The organism is Nocardioides panzhihuensis (assembly GCF_013408335.1).
In the GTDB taxonomy this organism is placed as follows: Bacteria; Actinomycetota; Actinomycetes; order Propionibacteriales; family Nocardioidaceae; genus Nocardioides; species Nocardioides panzhihuensis.
Genome location: NZ_JACBZR010000001.1, coordinates 2,864,395 through 2,878,705 on the forward strand (window position 1 = coordinate 2,864,395; position 14,311 = coordinate 2,878,705).

The following is a 14,311-nucleotide window of genomic DNA, read 5'->3' on the forward strand; positions in this document are numbered from 1 at the left end:
GCTGCATGTACCGAGGCGTCGCCGCTCAGCGCGACGACCTGTGGGGTCCCTACGGCACAGGGGCATCCTGGGCGGGCCGGCCAGGGATCAAGAGATGACCGTCTGCGAGCCCGCCACAACCGGAACCGTGGTGCCAACCGGCGAGCTGGATCTGCGGCGTGCCCTCACCGGCCTCGATGGGCTGCTGGTGATGTCCATGGCGATGATGCAACGTCACGACGTGGACGAGGTCATCAACGTCCTGAAGCGTGAGGTCGAGTCGGTGACCGGCTGCCAGTTGGTTCGCGTCACCTTCCAGCGGGACCGGGAGTGGATCACCCTGCCCCCCGGGGAGCCAACGAAGCCGGCGGAACCGAGCCCCTCAACCGGTGAACGGGTATTCGTGCAGGACAACGGCGACTCCTGGACGTCGACGACGGCTGTGGCGGTCTTGAACGGCGCCCCGGGCCAACTGGTCCTTCGCAGCTTCGCCCGGCCCGACCCCGAACAACTGTTCGTCATCGAACGGTTGGGCGATCTCCTCGGGACGGCGCTCGCGGACGCGCAGGTGCACGAGCGCCACCGCCGACGTGCCCACGAACTCGATGCAGCCAATAACGAGATGGCGCGCACCGTCGCGGCGCTGCAGCACCGTGAGGGGGTGCTTGAGGAGTTCGCCCAACTATCCACGACCGGGACTGAGCTCGACGTGGCCACCTCACTCAGCCGGCTCACTGGCTCCGTTGTCGTGCTGCGGGACAGATTCGGGCACGAGACGACCCGGATCACGGTTGCCGGCCGGTACCAACCGGTCCTCGAGCGAACCTCGCTCGAGGAGGTCATCGGCGGACGCCCCGAACTCGGCACGATCGAACTGGAGGTGCCACCGGACAAAGACCGAGACGACGCATCATTCGCTCTGCGGTACGCGGGCGTCGCACTGGGGCTACTGAGGGCTAAGGCCGTAGCGATGAATGAACTGGAGAACCGACTGAGTCGAGACCTCCTCGACGACCTTCTTGAAGGGCTCCCGGCCGACGTTGCCGTGGACCGGGCATCCGCTCAGGGCCACGACCTTGGCGTTCCGCACGACCTGATCGTGTGCGCATGGTCCTCCGAGCGGGGTCACCGCGGGCACGACCGCGACGTCGATCACCTCCGGATGGCCATGGCTCGTCAGCGACTGGCCTGCTTGGTCGTCCGGAACCGGGGACTGGTCGTCGCCCTCGCCCATCGAGGTGTCGACATGGGCCGCTTGTTCAACGACTTGTCGCGCGCCTACGGCGACACCAACGGTGTGATCGCCAAGGGGGAGCCGGCCAACTCGCCGGAACAGATCCCACGTGCGTATGAGCAAGCCCGACGAGCACTCAGGGCTCGTCAGCAGTCCCACAATCCGTATGGCTTCATCGCCTACGCCGACTTGGGAGTAGACCGGCTGCTCGCCCTCGACGGCAACGCTGAGGAGGTCGAGCGCCTCATCAGGGACTGGCTCGGCGACCTATTGAGCTACGACCGTCGCCACGGCACCGAGCTCGTCCCCACGCTAGCGGCCTACCTTGACCACGGGGGCAAGTACGCCGACACGTCAACGACGCTCACCATCCACCGCAACACACTGCGCTACCGAATCAGCCGCATCACCGAGATCTCGGGCCACGACCTCAACGACGTCGAGGCACAACTCAACCTCCACCTGGCGACACGCGCGTGGCGACTGCGCCGTGTCTCCGTCGGCGAGCCCCTGCGAAACGCCGTCCGGTGAGGTAGTCCCAAGCCGTAGTTGCGAGAGTCTGCGCGGCGATGGCACTGGACGATCAGGAGTCGTCGGCCGGGCCGATCGCCGGGTGGTGCCAGAGTTCCCAGCTGGTGTGCAGCAAGCAGACGAGGGTTAGCCCGGCGAGCGCCGCCAAAGCAGGCGCCACCACCGCGACCGGGATCAGCGAAGCAGCCCCCACTGCGACCACCAGGCGACCGGTGGCGAGCTGGTGGTGGTCGCGCCATCGGTAGGCGACGTCGCCGATGTAGAACATCGCGACGCCACCGGCCAGGGCGACGGCCGGCAACAAGGGGAGTGGTTCCCCCGGAGCCGCGACTGCTTCGTGCACCCCGAGAGCGAAGAACACCACCCCGGCCACGAGCGGCAGATGCAGGTAGCTGTAGGAGTCGCGCGCGAGCCTTGACCGCTCCCGATCAGTGGTGCCGCGCAGCCGTCGTTCGGCACCGCCGCGCAGATAACCGAAGTAGGACCACCACAGACCGGCCGCGATCAGCACGGCGAGGAGGACGGCCGTCACAACACTCGGGCGCGGAAGAGCGGCTTCGGCGCCAGCGCCTACCCCGACGATCGCCTCACCCAGCGCGATGATGATGATCAGCCCGTGCCGGGAGCCTGCGTCTGTTACAAGCGTGGTACAAATGGTCGAAAGCCACCGACGTTTGCACAGGTCAGCATGGGTCAGTCAGTCACAACTACGACATCTAGATCCGGGCTCCGATGATTGCGGAAGCGTAGTTCATCGGGCTCTGAACAGCGAGAACGCCCTCGAACGACTTCGGTCGCTCGGGGGCGTTCTCGGTCGTACTATCTCTTCAGGGACTGTCGGGGCGGACGGCCGGCATCTCGCCGGTCTCCGGGTCGAAGCCGTCGGCCCACTTTCCGGAGTCGAAGTCGTAGTCGACCGGATGGCCCTCCTCGTCGGTGCGCTGGTACCAGTCGGTGTACCGCTCGTCGGTGGAGTCGACCTCCGCGCCGGCACCCTCTTCGGGACAGCTCGCCTCCACCACTTGGATGGCGAAGTTGTCGCCGTACCTCTCGACACCCTGGAGCACGGCGTTGCGGATCGCGGCGTCGGCGTAGCGGTGCCGCAGGGTGTAGGGGTCGGTGGTGAGGTCGCGGACCCAGGCCACGATGATCAGGAGCATCACCAGGGCGAACGGCACCGCAGTGACGATCACCAGCTGCTGCAGGCCTGCCAGGGCGGTCGCGTCTCCAAGCAGCAGCATCACCACAGCGATGCCGGCCATCACCAGTCCCCAGAAGACGACCACCCAGCGGCTCGGCTCCAGGTGCCCCCGGGTCGACAGCATCCCCATGACCACCGACGCGGAGTCAGCGGAGGTGATGAAGAAGATGGCCAGCACCACGATGATCAGGTAAGGCAGCCACTCCAGGTACGGCAGGTTGTCGATCATCGCGAAGAAGACCTGCGGCGGAGTCAGGTCGCCGGCGAGCGAGCCGTCCTGGGACATCGACATCGCAGTTCCGCCCATCACACCGAAGGCGACGAAGAGCAGCGTGGAAGGGATGAGGATCGTGCCGAGAAGGAACTGCCGGATGGTCCGTCCCCGGGAGATGCGGGCGATGAAGATGCCGACGAACGGCGACCAGGAGATCCACCACGCCCAGTAGTACACGGTCCAGGTCGATTGGAACTCCTGGGTCTCCTCACCCCAGGACAGCGAGCGGCCCATCAGGTCGAGAAGTGAACCCAGGTACTCCAGCTGCGCCGACGGCAGGAAGTTCAGCAGGAACAGGGTCGGCCCCGCGGCCAGGATCAGCGCGACGACGCCAACGGTCAGCACGATGTTGATGCTCGAGAGATAGCGGATGCCGCGGGCGACACCGGAGACGGCCGAGATCACGAACGCCACGGTGAGCAGCAGCAGGATGCCGACCACCATGACGTTCGTCAGCTGACCGACCCCGGTGACGATGCTGACGCCGGTCCCGATCTGCATGGCTGCGATCCCGAGCGCTGCGGCGGTGCCGAAGAGGGTGGCGACGATCGCGAGGATGTCGATCAGCTTGCCGACGAAGCCCTCGGTGAACCGCTCCCCGAGGAGATCACGGAAGATCGAGGACATCAGCAGGCTCCGGCCGCGTCGATAGGCGGAGTACGCCACGGCACCACCGACGAGCGCGTACATCGCCCAGGCATGGAACCCCCAGTGGAAGTACGTCTGCGCCATCGCCCCGTGCATCGCCTCGACCGACCCCGCCTCGTTGGTGAGCGGCGGTGGGTCGGTGAAGTAGGTCAGCGGCTCGGAGGGGCCGAAGAAGATGACGCCGATCCCGATACCTGCGGCGAAGAGCATCGCCACCCAGGCGAAGGTGCTGAACTCCACTTCCTCGCCGTCCTTGCCGAGCGGGATCTTGCCGTAGGGCGAGAAGGCCAGGACCAGCAGCGAGACGAGCACCACGACGGCAACCGAGTTGAAGAGCCAGCCGACGTTCCGAGTGGACCAGTCGAAGGCGGTCTGAGCGACCGAGGCCACGCTGTCCGGCGCCGCGACGCCCCAGATGACGAAGGCGACCGTGAGCCCTCCGGCGATCGCGAAGACGAGCTTGTCGACGCTGTAGCGCCGCCGTTGCTCGTCGATGGAGATGCCCGGGACCAGGGCTGGATGCCGGTCGTGGGGATACTTCGGGCGCATCGGATCGATCCTCCCCAACGACCCTCCGACTCTGCGACGGGTGCGTCTTCCATCGTCCGCGTGACGCGCCTGGTCAGAAGTTTGCTTCTCGTCCACAGCTCGACCCCTCAGGTTCAGCGGGCCCGTTGTCGCCATCCCGTAGATCTGGCTGGATACGATGCCTGCGCTTCGGTTCGAACAGGATCTCAACGAATCCGCCCAGGCGAACCCCTCGATTGGCTATCGCAGCCATAGGCGCCGGCAATGGACCCGCTCCCGTCTCCATCACGCTCGGACCGCCCGTCGCGTCGACGCACTATGCTCCACGCATGGACAGGCGCCACCTCGAATATTTCGTGACGGTAGCCGAGTTGGGGAGCTTCACCCGGGCGGCCCAAGCACTGTCCATCGCCCAGCCGTCGCTGTCCAACGCCATCGGCTGGCTCGAGCGAGATCTCGACACCCGCCTCTTCGATCGACACGGCCGGGGCGTCCGACTCACTCCAGCCGGCGAGGCGCTGCTCGAACCGGCCAGGCGGTCCCTGCGATCGTTCGACGTGGCACGTGGCGCGGTGCGCGCCGTGTCACAGGCCGGGTTCGGTCGCCTGTCCATCATCACGAACACGCTGTGGGCCGTCGAACCACTGGCACGGCTGGTCGGCGAATTTCGCGAGCTGCATCCCCGCGTCCAGGTCACCGTGGCCGACCCGGTATGGCACGGTGACGTGCTGGAGACGGTGCGAATGGGCGGCGCGGAGCTCGGTCTCGTCGACGGGACCCCTCCTGGCGGAACTCTGGAGAGCCAGTGGCTGGCCGACCTCGAGATGATGGCCGTATCCCCGCCAGACGCCACATCGACTCCGACGGACGGCAGCGCCGACACGGAATCCATCACGATCGGCGATCTCTCGGAACGGGGCCTGGTGTGTACGCCCGACGGCACCGTGCTCCGGGGCATCGTCGCCGAACCACTCCTGGGCGCGGGGCTCTCGACGGACGTAGCCGTCGAAACGGCTCACCTCGCCGCGGTGGCACCCCTGGTCCTGTCCGGAGCGGGCGCCGCCGTGCTCCCGCAGGCGATGGCCGAGGATGCCGCCGTCAAGGGAGCTCGAGTGCAACCGCTCGACCCGCCACTTCGCCGGTCGGTACACGTGATCTGGCGCAAGCGCAGGGCCAGCGACCTGGCCTTGGGCTTCGTCGACTTCTGCGTCAAAGCCGGATCGGCCGAGACCTAGCGACCGAGCCGGCGCCCTCGCCCCGCCACTCTGTGCCCCTAAGGCATAGCAAGCGGCTATCGCTGACCTAGCCCACTCGCCGTTGCTGCCGCGAGCGTCCTGGACCGACACTCGAAGGGTCGAGCGGACTGGCACAGACTCGGCCCAACCAGCCTCCGAGGAGATTCCATCGTGACCTTCTTCAACGCCGACCGGCACGTACTGCCCGAGCCCGACCAGGCACAGGTCGTCGCCACCGCCCTTGGTATCGAGGATCAGACCGCCGCCTTCGAACCCGTGCGTCCGACCGCGCCTCCGTCGGGGGCACCGAACGTCGTGATCGTCGTCATGGACGACCTGGGCTATGGCACGTCCAGCGCGTTCGGTGGCCCGTGCGCGATGCCGACAGCCGAGACGCTGGCCGAGCGTGGCCTGCGCTACTCCCGCTTCCATGTGACCGCCCTGTGCTCGCCGACCCGCCAGGCCCTGATGACCGGCCGGAACCACCATTCCGTCGGGATGGGCGGCACCACCGAGATGGCCACGTCGGCACCCGGCTACAACGGGTTCCGGCCTCAGTCCGCGGCGACGATCGCCCAGATCCTGCAGGGCAACGGCTACAGCACCGCGGCCTTCGGCAAGTGGCACCAGACCCCGCCGCGCGAGATCAGCGCGGTGGGCCCGTTCGACCGGTGGCCGACCGGCGAGGGGTTCGACACCTTCTACGGGTTCATGGGTGCGGAGATGAACCACTGGTACCCGCTGCTGTACGAAGGCACGACGCCGGTCGAGCCGGACCGGCGGCCCGAGGACGGGTATCACCTCTCGGAGGACCTCGCCGACCGGGCGATCGAGTGGGTGCGGACGCAGCGCACCCTGACCCCGGACCGACCGTTCTTCACCTACCTCGCTCTCGGCGCCTCGCACGCGCCGCTGCACGTGGCACCGGAGTGGCGGGAGAGGTATCAGGGTCGGTTCGACCACGGCTGGGACGAGCAGCGCGAGCGCACGCTGGCCGAGCAGAAGCGGCTCGGCGTGGCACCGGCCGAGGCCGAGCTGGCACGCTGGGCCGACGGCGTACCTCACTGGGACGAGCTCTCCGAGACGCAGCGTGCGCTTTCGGCTCGGTTCATGGAGACCTTCGCCGGGTTCACCGAGCACGCCGACCAGCAGGTCGGGCGGTTCGTCGCCGCGCTCGAGGAGCTCGGGGAGATGGACAACACACTGTTCGTCTACCTGCTCGGAGACAACGGCGCATCGGGTGAAGGTGGCATCGAGGGCACCACGGTCGAGCATCGGCTCGGCCACGGCCTCGTGGACGACCCCGAGGAGATGATCGCGGACCTGGACCGGATCGGCGGCCCGGAGACCTACCCGATCGCGCCGGTCGGATGGGCGCTGGCGCTCAATACCCCGTTCCAGTGGACCAAGCAGGTCGCCTCCCACTTCGGAGGAACCCGGGACGGCCTGATCGTGCACTGGCCCGAGGGGATCGCGGACGGCGGTGGCGTCCGGGACCAGTTCCACCACGTCATCGACATCCTGCCGACAGTCCTCGACTGTGCTGGCGTCCCGCAGCCGGCCTCGGTCGCGGGCGTCGCGCAGCAGCCGGTCGAGGGGACGAGCATGCGCTACACCTTCGACGCGTCCGACGCGACCGGGCGGCGGCGTACGCAGTACTTCGAGATGTGCGGCAACCGCGGGATCTACCACGAGGGCTGGATGGCGGTGACCCGGCACGGGATCCCGTGGGAGATGGTCGCGGAGGGAGGACGGCGGTTCAGCGATGACGTCTGGGAGCTCTACCACGTCGACACCGACTTCTCTCAGGCCCATGACCTGGCCGCGGAGCACCCGGAGCGGCTGCGCGAGCTGCAGGAGCTGTTCCTCATCGAGGCCGCGAAGCACCAGGTGTTCCCGCTCGATCCCCGGGTGACCGAGCGCGAGAACCCCACGTTGGCTGGACGCGTCGACCTGATCGGCGATCGCCGTTCGGTCACCTACCGCGGTGGCATGCGGCGCTTCACCGAGGAGACCACACCCAACGTCAAGAACCGCTCCCACAGCATCACCGCCGACGTCGAGGTGCCCGCGACCGGCGCCGCCGGAGTCGTCGTGGCCCAGGGCGGCCGGTTCGGAGGCTGGTCTCTGTACTGCGTCGAGGGCAGGGTCCGCTACGACTACAGCTACTTCGACCTGACCCACTTCACGGTCGGCGCCGAGGAGCCGCTGTCCCCCGGACGTCACCAGATCCGGATGGAGTTCCACTACGACGGCGACGGACACGGCCTCGGCGGCGACGTCATCCTGATGGTCGACGGCGTCAAGGTCGCCCAGGGGCGGGTGGAGCGGACGATCGCCTACTACTTCTCCTTCGACGAGACGCTGGACATCGGGGTCGACCTCGGCACCCCCGTCAGCGACGAGTACGCCGCGGTCGACAACGCCTTCACTGGCACCGTGCACACCGTGCGGATCGACCTCGACGGCCCAGCCGCACCCGACGATGCCGACGCCGAGGCGCAGCGCCGCCAACGCGTCTTCACCTCCCATTGAGGACACAACCCTCAGGGGCCCCGACGAGGTGAGCTGCGCGAAGGATGAACGACCACGATGAGATCGAGCAACAGCCGCCGCGATGTCCGCAGTCTCCTGCTCGGAGGTGACGTCGAGCCGGACCCCCGGTTCACCCTGGCCAACGAACGCACCTTCCTGGCCTGGATCCGCACCGCGCTCGCGGTCGTCGCGGCGGCAGTGGCGACCGAGACCCTGATGGCCGAGCAGTGGCCGTCCGGCGTCCGGCAACCCGTGGTCGTACTCCTGCTGCTGGCAGGGACTGCTGTCAGCATCGGGGCCGCGGTGCGCTGGTTGACGGTGGAGCGCGCTCTGCGTAGGGGCCGTCCACTCCCGCTGTCGCCGCTCGTACCCATGCTCGCGCTCGTCGTGCTGGCGGGAGCCGGCAGCTTCCTGGTGCTCATGCTGTGACGCCCACGGACCGAACCCCACCGCGAGACCCCGGTCTCCAGCCAGAACGAACCAGCCTGGCCTGGTCACGAACCGTCCTCGGCTACCTGGTCGTCGCCACCATCTGCTTGAAGGCAGCTCCACAGCTGGGCCCGGTAGGCATCGTCTCCGCCGCCGCCTACCTCACGGTCGCAGTCGCGATCGCGTGCTCGACCACCACGCGCTACCACCGCGACGTACGAAGTATGCACATCCAGCAGTCACGACCACCGCTCCGCGCCGTGGTCGCTCTGAGTGCCGCAACCACCGCGCTCTCGGCGCACCTGCTCTGGCTCCTCATCGACTAGCCACGATTCGGTGAGTGCGGCCCACCCGCGTCCGCGTCATCTAGTCAACAACCGGGCAACAGCGGCTGCCCGGAGCGCGAACGTCGCATAGCCTCGCCCGGTGCCAACCTTCACGACCCTGGCCGGCGCGTCTCGGACACGCCGCGCCATCCTCGTCCTCATTCTTCCCCTCGTCGCCGCTGTTGCGCTGGCGACGGCCGCCGTGGTGGTGGTCAGCCCCGGCAACGCCGCCACCGCCACGACGATCAAGCGGTGGGAGACCCGTCTGGCAGGCCTCGGCTGCAACGTCGGCCGCGTCGACGGGCGCGTGGACGATCACACCCGAACGGCCGTCGTACGCTTCCAGACCCGCCACCGCCTGAACCCGAGCGGTCGCTTCACGACCACCACGCGGAATCGGCTGTTGTCGTCGACGGCGAAGCGGTGTGACAAACGGCCGGTGCCGGCGAGCACCGGGACCGGACGCCGCATCGTGATCAGCCAGCGACAGGCCTGGGTCTGGCTGGTGCGCGCCGACGGGTCCATCCGCGCGCAGGGCGGGATGATCGACGCGGAGTGGCTGGACAAGCAGTGGTACACCACCGGCTCCTATTGCGGCCGACCGGTGCGCGGCAACCCACGTACGAACTACAGCGGCACGCAGTGGCTCTACCACTTCGTCCGGTTCGCGCCCTGCGGCGTAGCCTTCCACCGGGTGCCGGTGAGCATGCGGACGGGTCGTCAGATCCACCCGAACTGGTATCTCGGCACCGACGAGAAGACATCCGACGGCTGCATTCGCCTCAGCGCCAAGATGGCGGCCGAGGTCTGGGACTTCACGAAGGTCAAGACCCGCGTACGCGTGGTGTGAACTCAGACTCATCCCTTGGCCACGATTGGCGTGAACCTCACTGATCCGTGTTGCCTGAGGAGGTCGCGAACATGATGTTCCGTTCCGAGGTCGAGACGCCGGAGAAGCGGGCCGCACGGATCGAAAAGGACGTCGCGGAGCTGTCAGCCAAGTAGAGCCCCTCCGGCAGACACGGCGTTGACGCACGCGCTCAGTGAGCAGTGGACCAGCCATACTGAGCCTCATGACCGTCATCGAGCGGGGTGTGTTTCGTTGACCGCAGCGCTCCTGTGGGGACTTCTTGCCAGCTCCTCGCTGATCCTGGGCGGCGGGCTCGCCTACTTGGTGACGCTGCCCCGGAGGGCGGTCGGGATCATCATGGCCTTTGGCGCCGGAGTGCTGATGAGCGCCATCGCCTATGAGCTCGTCGAAGAGGCTTTCGAGACGGCGAAGGGCACAGGCGCGCTCGCGCTCGGCCTGCTTGCCGGCTCGTTGGCATTCTTCTGCGGCGACTGGTTGATCGACCGACTCGGAGGCGACCGCCGTAAGAGCGTCTCGGGGGCGCAGGCCACAGGTTCCGGACTCGCGATCGTACTGGGGATCGTTCTCGATGGGATCCCGGAGTCGATGACGCTCGGGCTCACCGTGCTCTCGGAAGGCTCCGTGAGCATCGCTCTGCTCGCAGCGGTCTTCCTCTCCAATCTTCCTGAGGCGATCGCCGCGACTGTCGGCCTGTCGCAAGCGGGCTGGTCTCGCGGCCGGGTGATGGGACTCTGGGTGTTCGTCACCGTGATCAGCGGCATTGCCGCGCAGGTGGGCGCGACCGCGTTCGCCGACGCATCGGACACGACGATCGCCTTCGTGCTCGCGTTCGCAGCGGGTGCGATCCTGACCATGCTTGCGGACACGATGATGCCGGAGGCGTTCGAGCATGGTGGCCGGGTAGTCGGTCTGGTGACCACGCTGGGCTTCGCGGTGGCGTTCGGGATCAGTGCCTTGGAGTGACCACACCGCGGACGATCGCTCGCAGCGAGACGAGTCAGGCGCAGGGATCGAGGCCAGGACGACCGGGGCGCTCGATGCCGCGCTCGTCGAGGACGGTCTCGAGGACGGACGGCTTCGCAGGCATGAGGCCATCGAGGCAGGCGTCGATCATCCGTGAGTACGTCGCGGCGTCATCGGGTGCCGAGCCACTGAACCACACGTGCACGGCATAACCATCGGCATGTGCCCGCTCCACGAACGCACGGGTGGCGACCGGAATGCCTTGGAACTGCACCGGCACCTGGAAGGCGACGGTCCCGTCGATCGGCTTCACCCCCGCCAGGAAGTACGCCATCATGCCTGCCATGCCGGGCGCGAGGCCGATCTGCGGTGCCCGCGCGTGAAAGTCGACGAGGGCTGCGTCGTTGAACGAGGCGACGATGACATCGGTGCGCCCCGACTTGTTCAAGAAGTCGGCCAGCAGGCGCCCCGTACGCTTGAATGACGCGAGGTCGGAGTCGGCGGTGCCCTTGATCTCGATGTTGATCGGGGTGTCGGGGAACTCGCGGAACACCTCGGCCAGCGTCGGGACCCGGAAGTCCTTGTTCTTGTAGCCAGGGACCTTCTTGCCGTGCCGGGCACCGCGCAGCGGATAGGCGGAGTCCGCGCTTCGCGCGGTCACTCCCTCGCTCGGCGCGAGCGGACGAGCAAGCACGCCGCTCGACCTCGCTCCGGTCGTCTCGGGCAGACCCTGCACGGTGTTCCGCCCGGGCACGAACCAGTAGGCCGCGTCGAGCCCCTGCACCTGCTCGAGCGTCAGGTCCTCGACCAGCCCGGTGCCGTTGGTGGTGCGCTTGACGTCGGCGTCGTGGATCACGACGAGCTCATCATCAGCGGTGGACTGGACATCCAGCTCGAGCATGTCGGAGCCGATCGAGGCGGCCCGTTTGAAGGCGTACATCGTGTTCGTCGGCGCCTCGTCCTCACCGCCCGAATGCGCCATGTTCATGACCCGGTGCTCCAACCATGGGTTCGGAGCGGGCTCGGCAGCGGCCGAGGTGACCGTCAGCAGTGGGCCGACGAGCAGGGAGACGAGGGTGATGCCGAGGGGCAGCCGGGCGTGCATGCGCACAAGGTAGCGGCCACACCCGGCCGGCGCGGCCGGAACCGACAACTGCCAGGTCAGCTATGGATCATGGTCGGCTATCGGGAATGCTGGAGCCATGAGGTCAGTCCAGGCAGCTGTGTCGTCGTGGTGCAAGGCAGTCGGACAGGCGGCAGACGGCCTGCGCACCTGGACGCCCCTACAGGTGGCGACGGCTGCCGCCACCGCCCTCGGGTTCGCTTTGTTGCTGGGCGTAGCGACGGTGTTGATCCCCAACCCGATCTTCAGCCGCGAGATCGCGCCGGTGTGGTGGAACTACCCCGTCTGGGTGGCCACGTCGCTGTTGTCGGGGATGCTCGTGGCGACCTACGTCGTCGGGTCTGACGCCAGCACCACCGACCCAGACACCGTGGACGAACGCTCGGAGCGGCGAAGCAGCCGCTTCGGCATCGCCGGAGGCGTCCTGGCGTGGTTCGCGGTCGGCTGTCCGGTCTGCAACAAGCTTGCGCTGCTGGCACTCGGTTACTCGGGTGCGATCACCTGGTTCGCGCCCGCGCAGCCGTTCCTGGCGATCGGAGCACTGCTTCTGACCGGAGGAACGCTCGTGTGGCGCCTGCGCGGGCAGGTCGTCTGCCCCACCCCGACCCGGCCCGCGGAGGTGGCCCTGTGAACCTGCCCGCCGCGGCCCGGAAGGCCACCTCGCCTGGGTCCGTGGGGGACGCTGGGCGGGGCGCGCTGTTGATGGCTCTGCAACGCCGGTCGCACTGACGAGCTCAGCATCGGGCTCCACGCGCTAGGCCGGTCACGGGTCAGCAGCGCTGGCTTTCGACCGAGCACGGGCAGCCGCCGGATCCGGCCGACGACTCGCCGCCTCGAGGGAGGGCGTGGTGTCGATGAGCCGCGAGCCGCCTCCACCTGGCGGTCCACTGGTCGCCTTGCCCTCAGCGCCCGAGGCAGCGCCGGCACCGCGCGGAGGACCCCGCGCAGCCCGGGGCCGCCTTGAAGCATGGCCCGCAACGCGTGGCGTGCCACCACGGGCCAGGGCCGGCACATCACGGCGGTGAGCAACCGGTTGCGTTCCCCGCGCGCACGCCGCTCGCGCGGTCGCGGCCGGGAGAGGGGTGGTGCCGGGCCACGACGGCATCCACGTACGCGAGCCCCAAGCCCTGCGACGCAAGATCGAGGGCGAGCCGTTCCTCCTCGCCTCCGAAGAAGACCACGTCGTCGAACCCGCCAGCGGCCAGAAAGGCGTCGCGACGGACGACGGAGCCGCAGGCGAGGAATCCAAGGACGGACGGACCGGGCAGGTCCGGTTCGGTCCCGAGCGGCGAGGCCTCCATGGCGGCGCAGAGCGGGTCGGGGCGTTCTTCCTCCCCGACGAGGACCCGAGCGGCGAGAACCGCGAGCCGGGGATGCGCGTCGAGGATCGATGCGGCCGACGACAGGCTCCCGGGCTCCACCACGAGTCGTCGTCGGCGAACGCGACGTACGGTGTGGTCGCCCGCTCGACTCCTGTGTTGCGCGCGACCGCCCCGAGGTTCCTGCCGAGCTCGATCACGTCGATGGCTGGAAACGACGCGCGGACGTGCGCGGGCGTCCCGTCCTCGGATCCGTTGTCCAAGAGGATGACCGGGCAGCGGTGACGCGGCAGGGATTCCCTGAGGTCGGGCCAACGGTTCCGGGTGATCACCACGACGGTGACGTCGGGCGTCTCCACCGCGCGCGTGCGTTCAGCTCGGCTCACAGCTCGGTGCGAGATCGCGGGGCCGGCGGAGAGTCACCTGATCGGGTTGCTTCGACCATGTCTCTTCCATGCCGATCCGGTACCCCCTCCGTTGCCCGGCATGCCGCGTGATCAGACTGTTGGGAACGGCCGGCACCGCGGCGATGCCCGAGCCCACGCGACGACCGTTCAGCGGGCAGGCGAAGAGCGGCGGGCTCGGTGCCGGCGTACCGCAGCCCGGTTGGCGCAGCGGACCGAGCAATAGCGCTGCCGTCCGTTGCGAGTGACGTCAACGACCACAGCGACGCATGGGTCCCCCTCCATCTGCCCCGCGGCGCACCGGCTCAGGCGATGGATGCCCCGAGTGGTCAGGTGCAGCGCCGTGCCGACGCTGATCACCGCTCGCAGCACGTCGGGAAGCGAGTCGTTGGCCTCGTCCCGGTAATGGATGTGCCACCCCTCCCGCCCATGGTCGGTCAGCCGCGGATAGGCCGTCGCCTCCGCCATCAGGTCGTTGAGCAACCGTGCCCGCTCCCCCGGCTCGTCCGCATCGACGATACGAAGCCACTCGTCGATCACCCCGCGGGTTCGTCGATGGTCGTCTGGGGCCTCGGCGAAGTCCATCGTCATGCCGAACTCCCTGGTCCGAGCCTCGATGCCGGCCCGGTCCTCGGGCCAGTCGTCGGCGAGCGAGGCAGCCATGAGCACGGCGTACTCGCCGTAAGGGTTGAGATGCATAAGACCATTACA

The 14,311-nt window shown here is 68.1% G+C and carries 13 protein-coding genes; 8 read left to right on the top strand and 5 right to left on the bottom strand.

Features of this window, described 5'->3' with window-relative positions; genetic code table 11:
• Window positions 1–94 precede the first annotated feature (94 nt).
• The gene (locus tag BJ988_RS13620) at window positions 95–1,744 is read left to right on the top strand and encodes a PucR family transcriptional regulator (RefSeq protein ID WP_179658485.1); all 1,650 of its coding nucleotides are present in this window, start codon (window positions 95–97) and stop codon (window positions 1,742–1,744) included.
• A gap of 52 nt (window positions 1,745–1,796) precedes the next feature.
• Here the strand turns inward: BJ988_RS13620 and BJ988_RS13625 are convergent, their stop codons facing one another.
• The gene (locus BJ988_RS13625) at window positions 1,797–2,441 is read right to left on the bottom strand and encodes a low temperature requirement protein A (RefSeq protein WP_179661495.1); all 645 of its coding nucleotides are present in this window, start codon (window positions 2,439–2,441) and stop codon (window positions 1,797–1,799) included.
• A gap of 130 nt (window positions 2,442–2,571) precedes the next feature.
• Window positions 2,572–4,416, bottom strand: a complete 1,845-nt coding sequence (locus BJ988_RS13630; protein ID WP_218860847.1) for a BCCT family transporter — start codon at window positions 4,414–4,416, stop codon at window positions 2,572–2,574.
• Between the two features lie 308 nt (window positions 4,417–4,724).
• Here BJ988_RS13630 and BJ988_RS13635 point away from each other — a divergent pair, with 308 nt between their 5' ends.
• The 6 genes from BJ988_RS13635 to BJ988_RS13660 all read left to right on the top strand — a co-directional run bounded on the left by BJ988_RS13635 (window position 4,725) and on the right by BJ988_RS13660 (window position 10,754).
• Window positions 4,725–5,630: a LysR family transcriptional regulator gene (locus BJ988_RS13635; protein WP_179658487.1), complete on the top strand. Its 906-nt coding sequence runs from the start codon at window positions 4,725–4,727 to the stop codon at window positions 5,628–5,630.
• A gap of 171 nt (window positions 5,631–5,801) precedes the next feature.
• A complete protein-coding gene (locus BJ988_RS13640) occupies window positions 5,802–8,165 on the top strand; it encodes a sulfatase-like hydrolase/transferase (RefSeq protein ID WP_179658488.1) in 2,364 nt (787 codons plus the stop codon).
• Between the two features lie 57 nt (window positions 8,166–8,222).
• Window positions 8,223–8,594: a YidH family protein gene (locus BJ988_RS13645; protein ID WP_179658489.1), complete on the top strand. Its 372-nt coding sequence runs from the start codon at window positions 8,223–8,225 to the stop codon at window positions 8,592–8,594.
• Complete coding sequence (locus BJ988_RS13650; RefSeq protein WP_179658490.1) at window positions 8,591–8,920, top strand: DUF202 domain-containing protein; 330 nt, start codon at window positions 8,591–8,593, stop codon at window positions 8,918–8,920. The genes BJ988_RS13645 and BJ988_RS13650 overlap by 4 nt, the downstream gene beginning before the upstream one ends.
• Before the next feature lie 100 nt (window positions 8,921–9,020).
• Window positions 9,021–9,770: a peptidoglycan-binding protein gene (locus BJ988_RS13655; RefSeq protein WP_179658491.1), complete on the top strand. Its 750-nt coding sequence runs from the start codon at window positions 9,021–9,023 to the stop codon at window positions 9,768–9,770.
• Between the two features lie 252 nt (window positions 9,771–10,022).
• Window positions 10,023–10,754, top strand: a complete 732-nt coding sequence (locus BJ988_RS13660) for a ZIP family metal transporter (RefSeq protein WP_179658492.1) — start codon at window positions 10,023–10,025, stop codon at window positions 10,752–10,754.
• A gap of 34 nt (window positions 10,755–10,788) precedes the next feature.
• On the opposite strand, the gene BJ988_RS13665 is transcribed toward BJ988_RS13660, so the two are convergent.
• Window positions 10,789–11,859, bottom strand: coding sequence for a glycerophosphodiester phosphodiesterase family protein (locus BJ988_RS13665; protein WP_179658493.1), 1,071 nt, complete (start codon window positions 11,857–11,859; stop codon window positions 10,789–10,791).
• A gap of 97 nt (window positions 11,860–11,956) precedes the next feature.
• Between BJ988_RS13665 and BJ988_RS13670 the strand changes: the two genes are divergently transcribed.
• Window positions 11,957–12,508: a hypothetical protein gene (locus BJ988_RS13670; protein ID WP_179658494.1), complete on the top strand. Its 552-nt coding sequence runs from the start codon at window positions 11,957–11,959 to the stop codon at window positions 12,506–12,508.
• Between the two features lie 132 nt (window positions 12,509–12,640).
• On the opposite strand, the gene BJ988_RS31570 is transcribed toward BJ988_RS13670, so the two are convergent.
• Together BJ988_RS31570 and BJ988_RS13680 are read right to left on the bottom strand one after the other, a co-directional pair.
• Entirely contained in the window at window positions 12,641–13,582 is a 942-nt protein-coding gene (locus BJ988_RS31570) for a glycosyltransferase family 2 protein (protein WP_425490856.1), read from the bottom strand.
• 168 nt (window positions 13,583–13,750) lie between these two features.
• Window positions 13,751–14,299, bottom strand: coding sequence for a CGNR zinc finger domain-containing protein (locus tag BJ988_RS13680; RefSeq protein WP_179658495.1), 549 nt, complete (start codon window positions 14,297–14,299; stop codon window positions 13,751–13,753).
• Between the last annotated feature and the right edge of the window lie 12 nt (window positions 14,300–14,311).

What these genes read in the sequence shown, in the direction of transcription:
- BJ988_RS13620 (WP_179658485.1), top strand. Translation starts at nt 95, where the DNA reads ATGACCGTCTGCGAGCCCGCCACAACCGGAACCGTGGTGCCAACCGGC.
- BJ988_RS13630 (WP_218860847.1), bottom strand. Translation starts at nt 4,416, where the DNA reads ATGCGCCCGAAGTATCCCCACGACCGGCATCCAGCCCTGGTCCCGGGC.
- BJ988_RS13635 (WP_179658487.1), top strand. Translation starts at nt 4,725, where the DNA reads ATGGACAGGCGCCACCTCGAATATTTCGTGACGGTAGCCGAGTTGGGG.
- BJ988_RS13645 (WP_179658489.1), top strand. Translation starts at nt 8,223, where the DNA reads ATGAGATCGAGCAACAGCCGCCGCGATGTCCGCAGTCTCCTGCTCGGA.
- BJ988_RS13665 (WP_179658493.1), bottom strand. Translation starts at nt 11,859, where the DNA reads ATGCACGCCCGGCTGCCCCTCGGCATCACCCTCGTCTCCCTGCTCGTC.
- BJ988_RS13670 (WP_179658494.1), top strand. Translation starts at nt 11,957, where the DNA reads ATGAGGTCAGTCCAGGCAGCTGTGTCGTCGTGGTGCAAGGCAGTCGGA.
- BJ988_RS13680 (WP_179658495.1), bottom strand. Translation starts at nt 14,299, where the DNA reads ATGCATCTCAACCCTTACGGCGAGTACGCCGTGCTCATGGCTGCCTCG.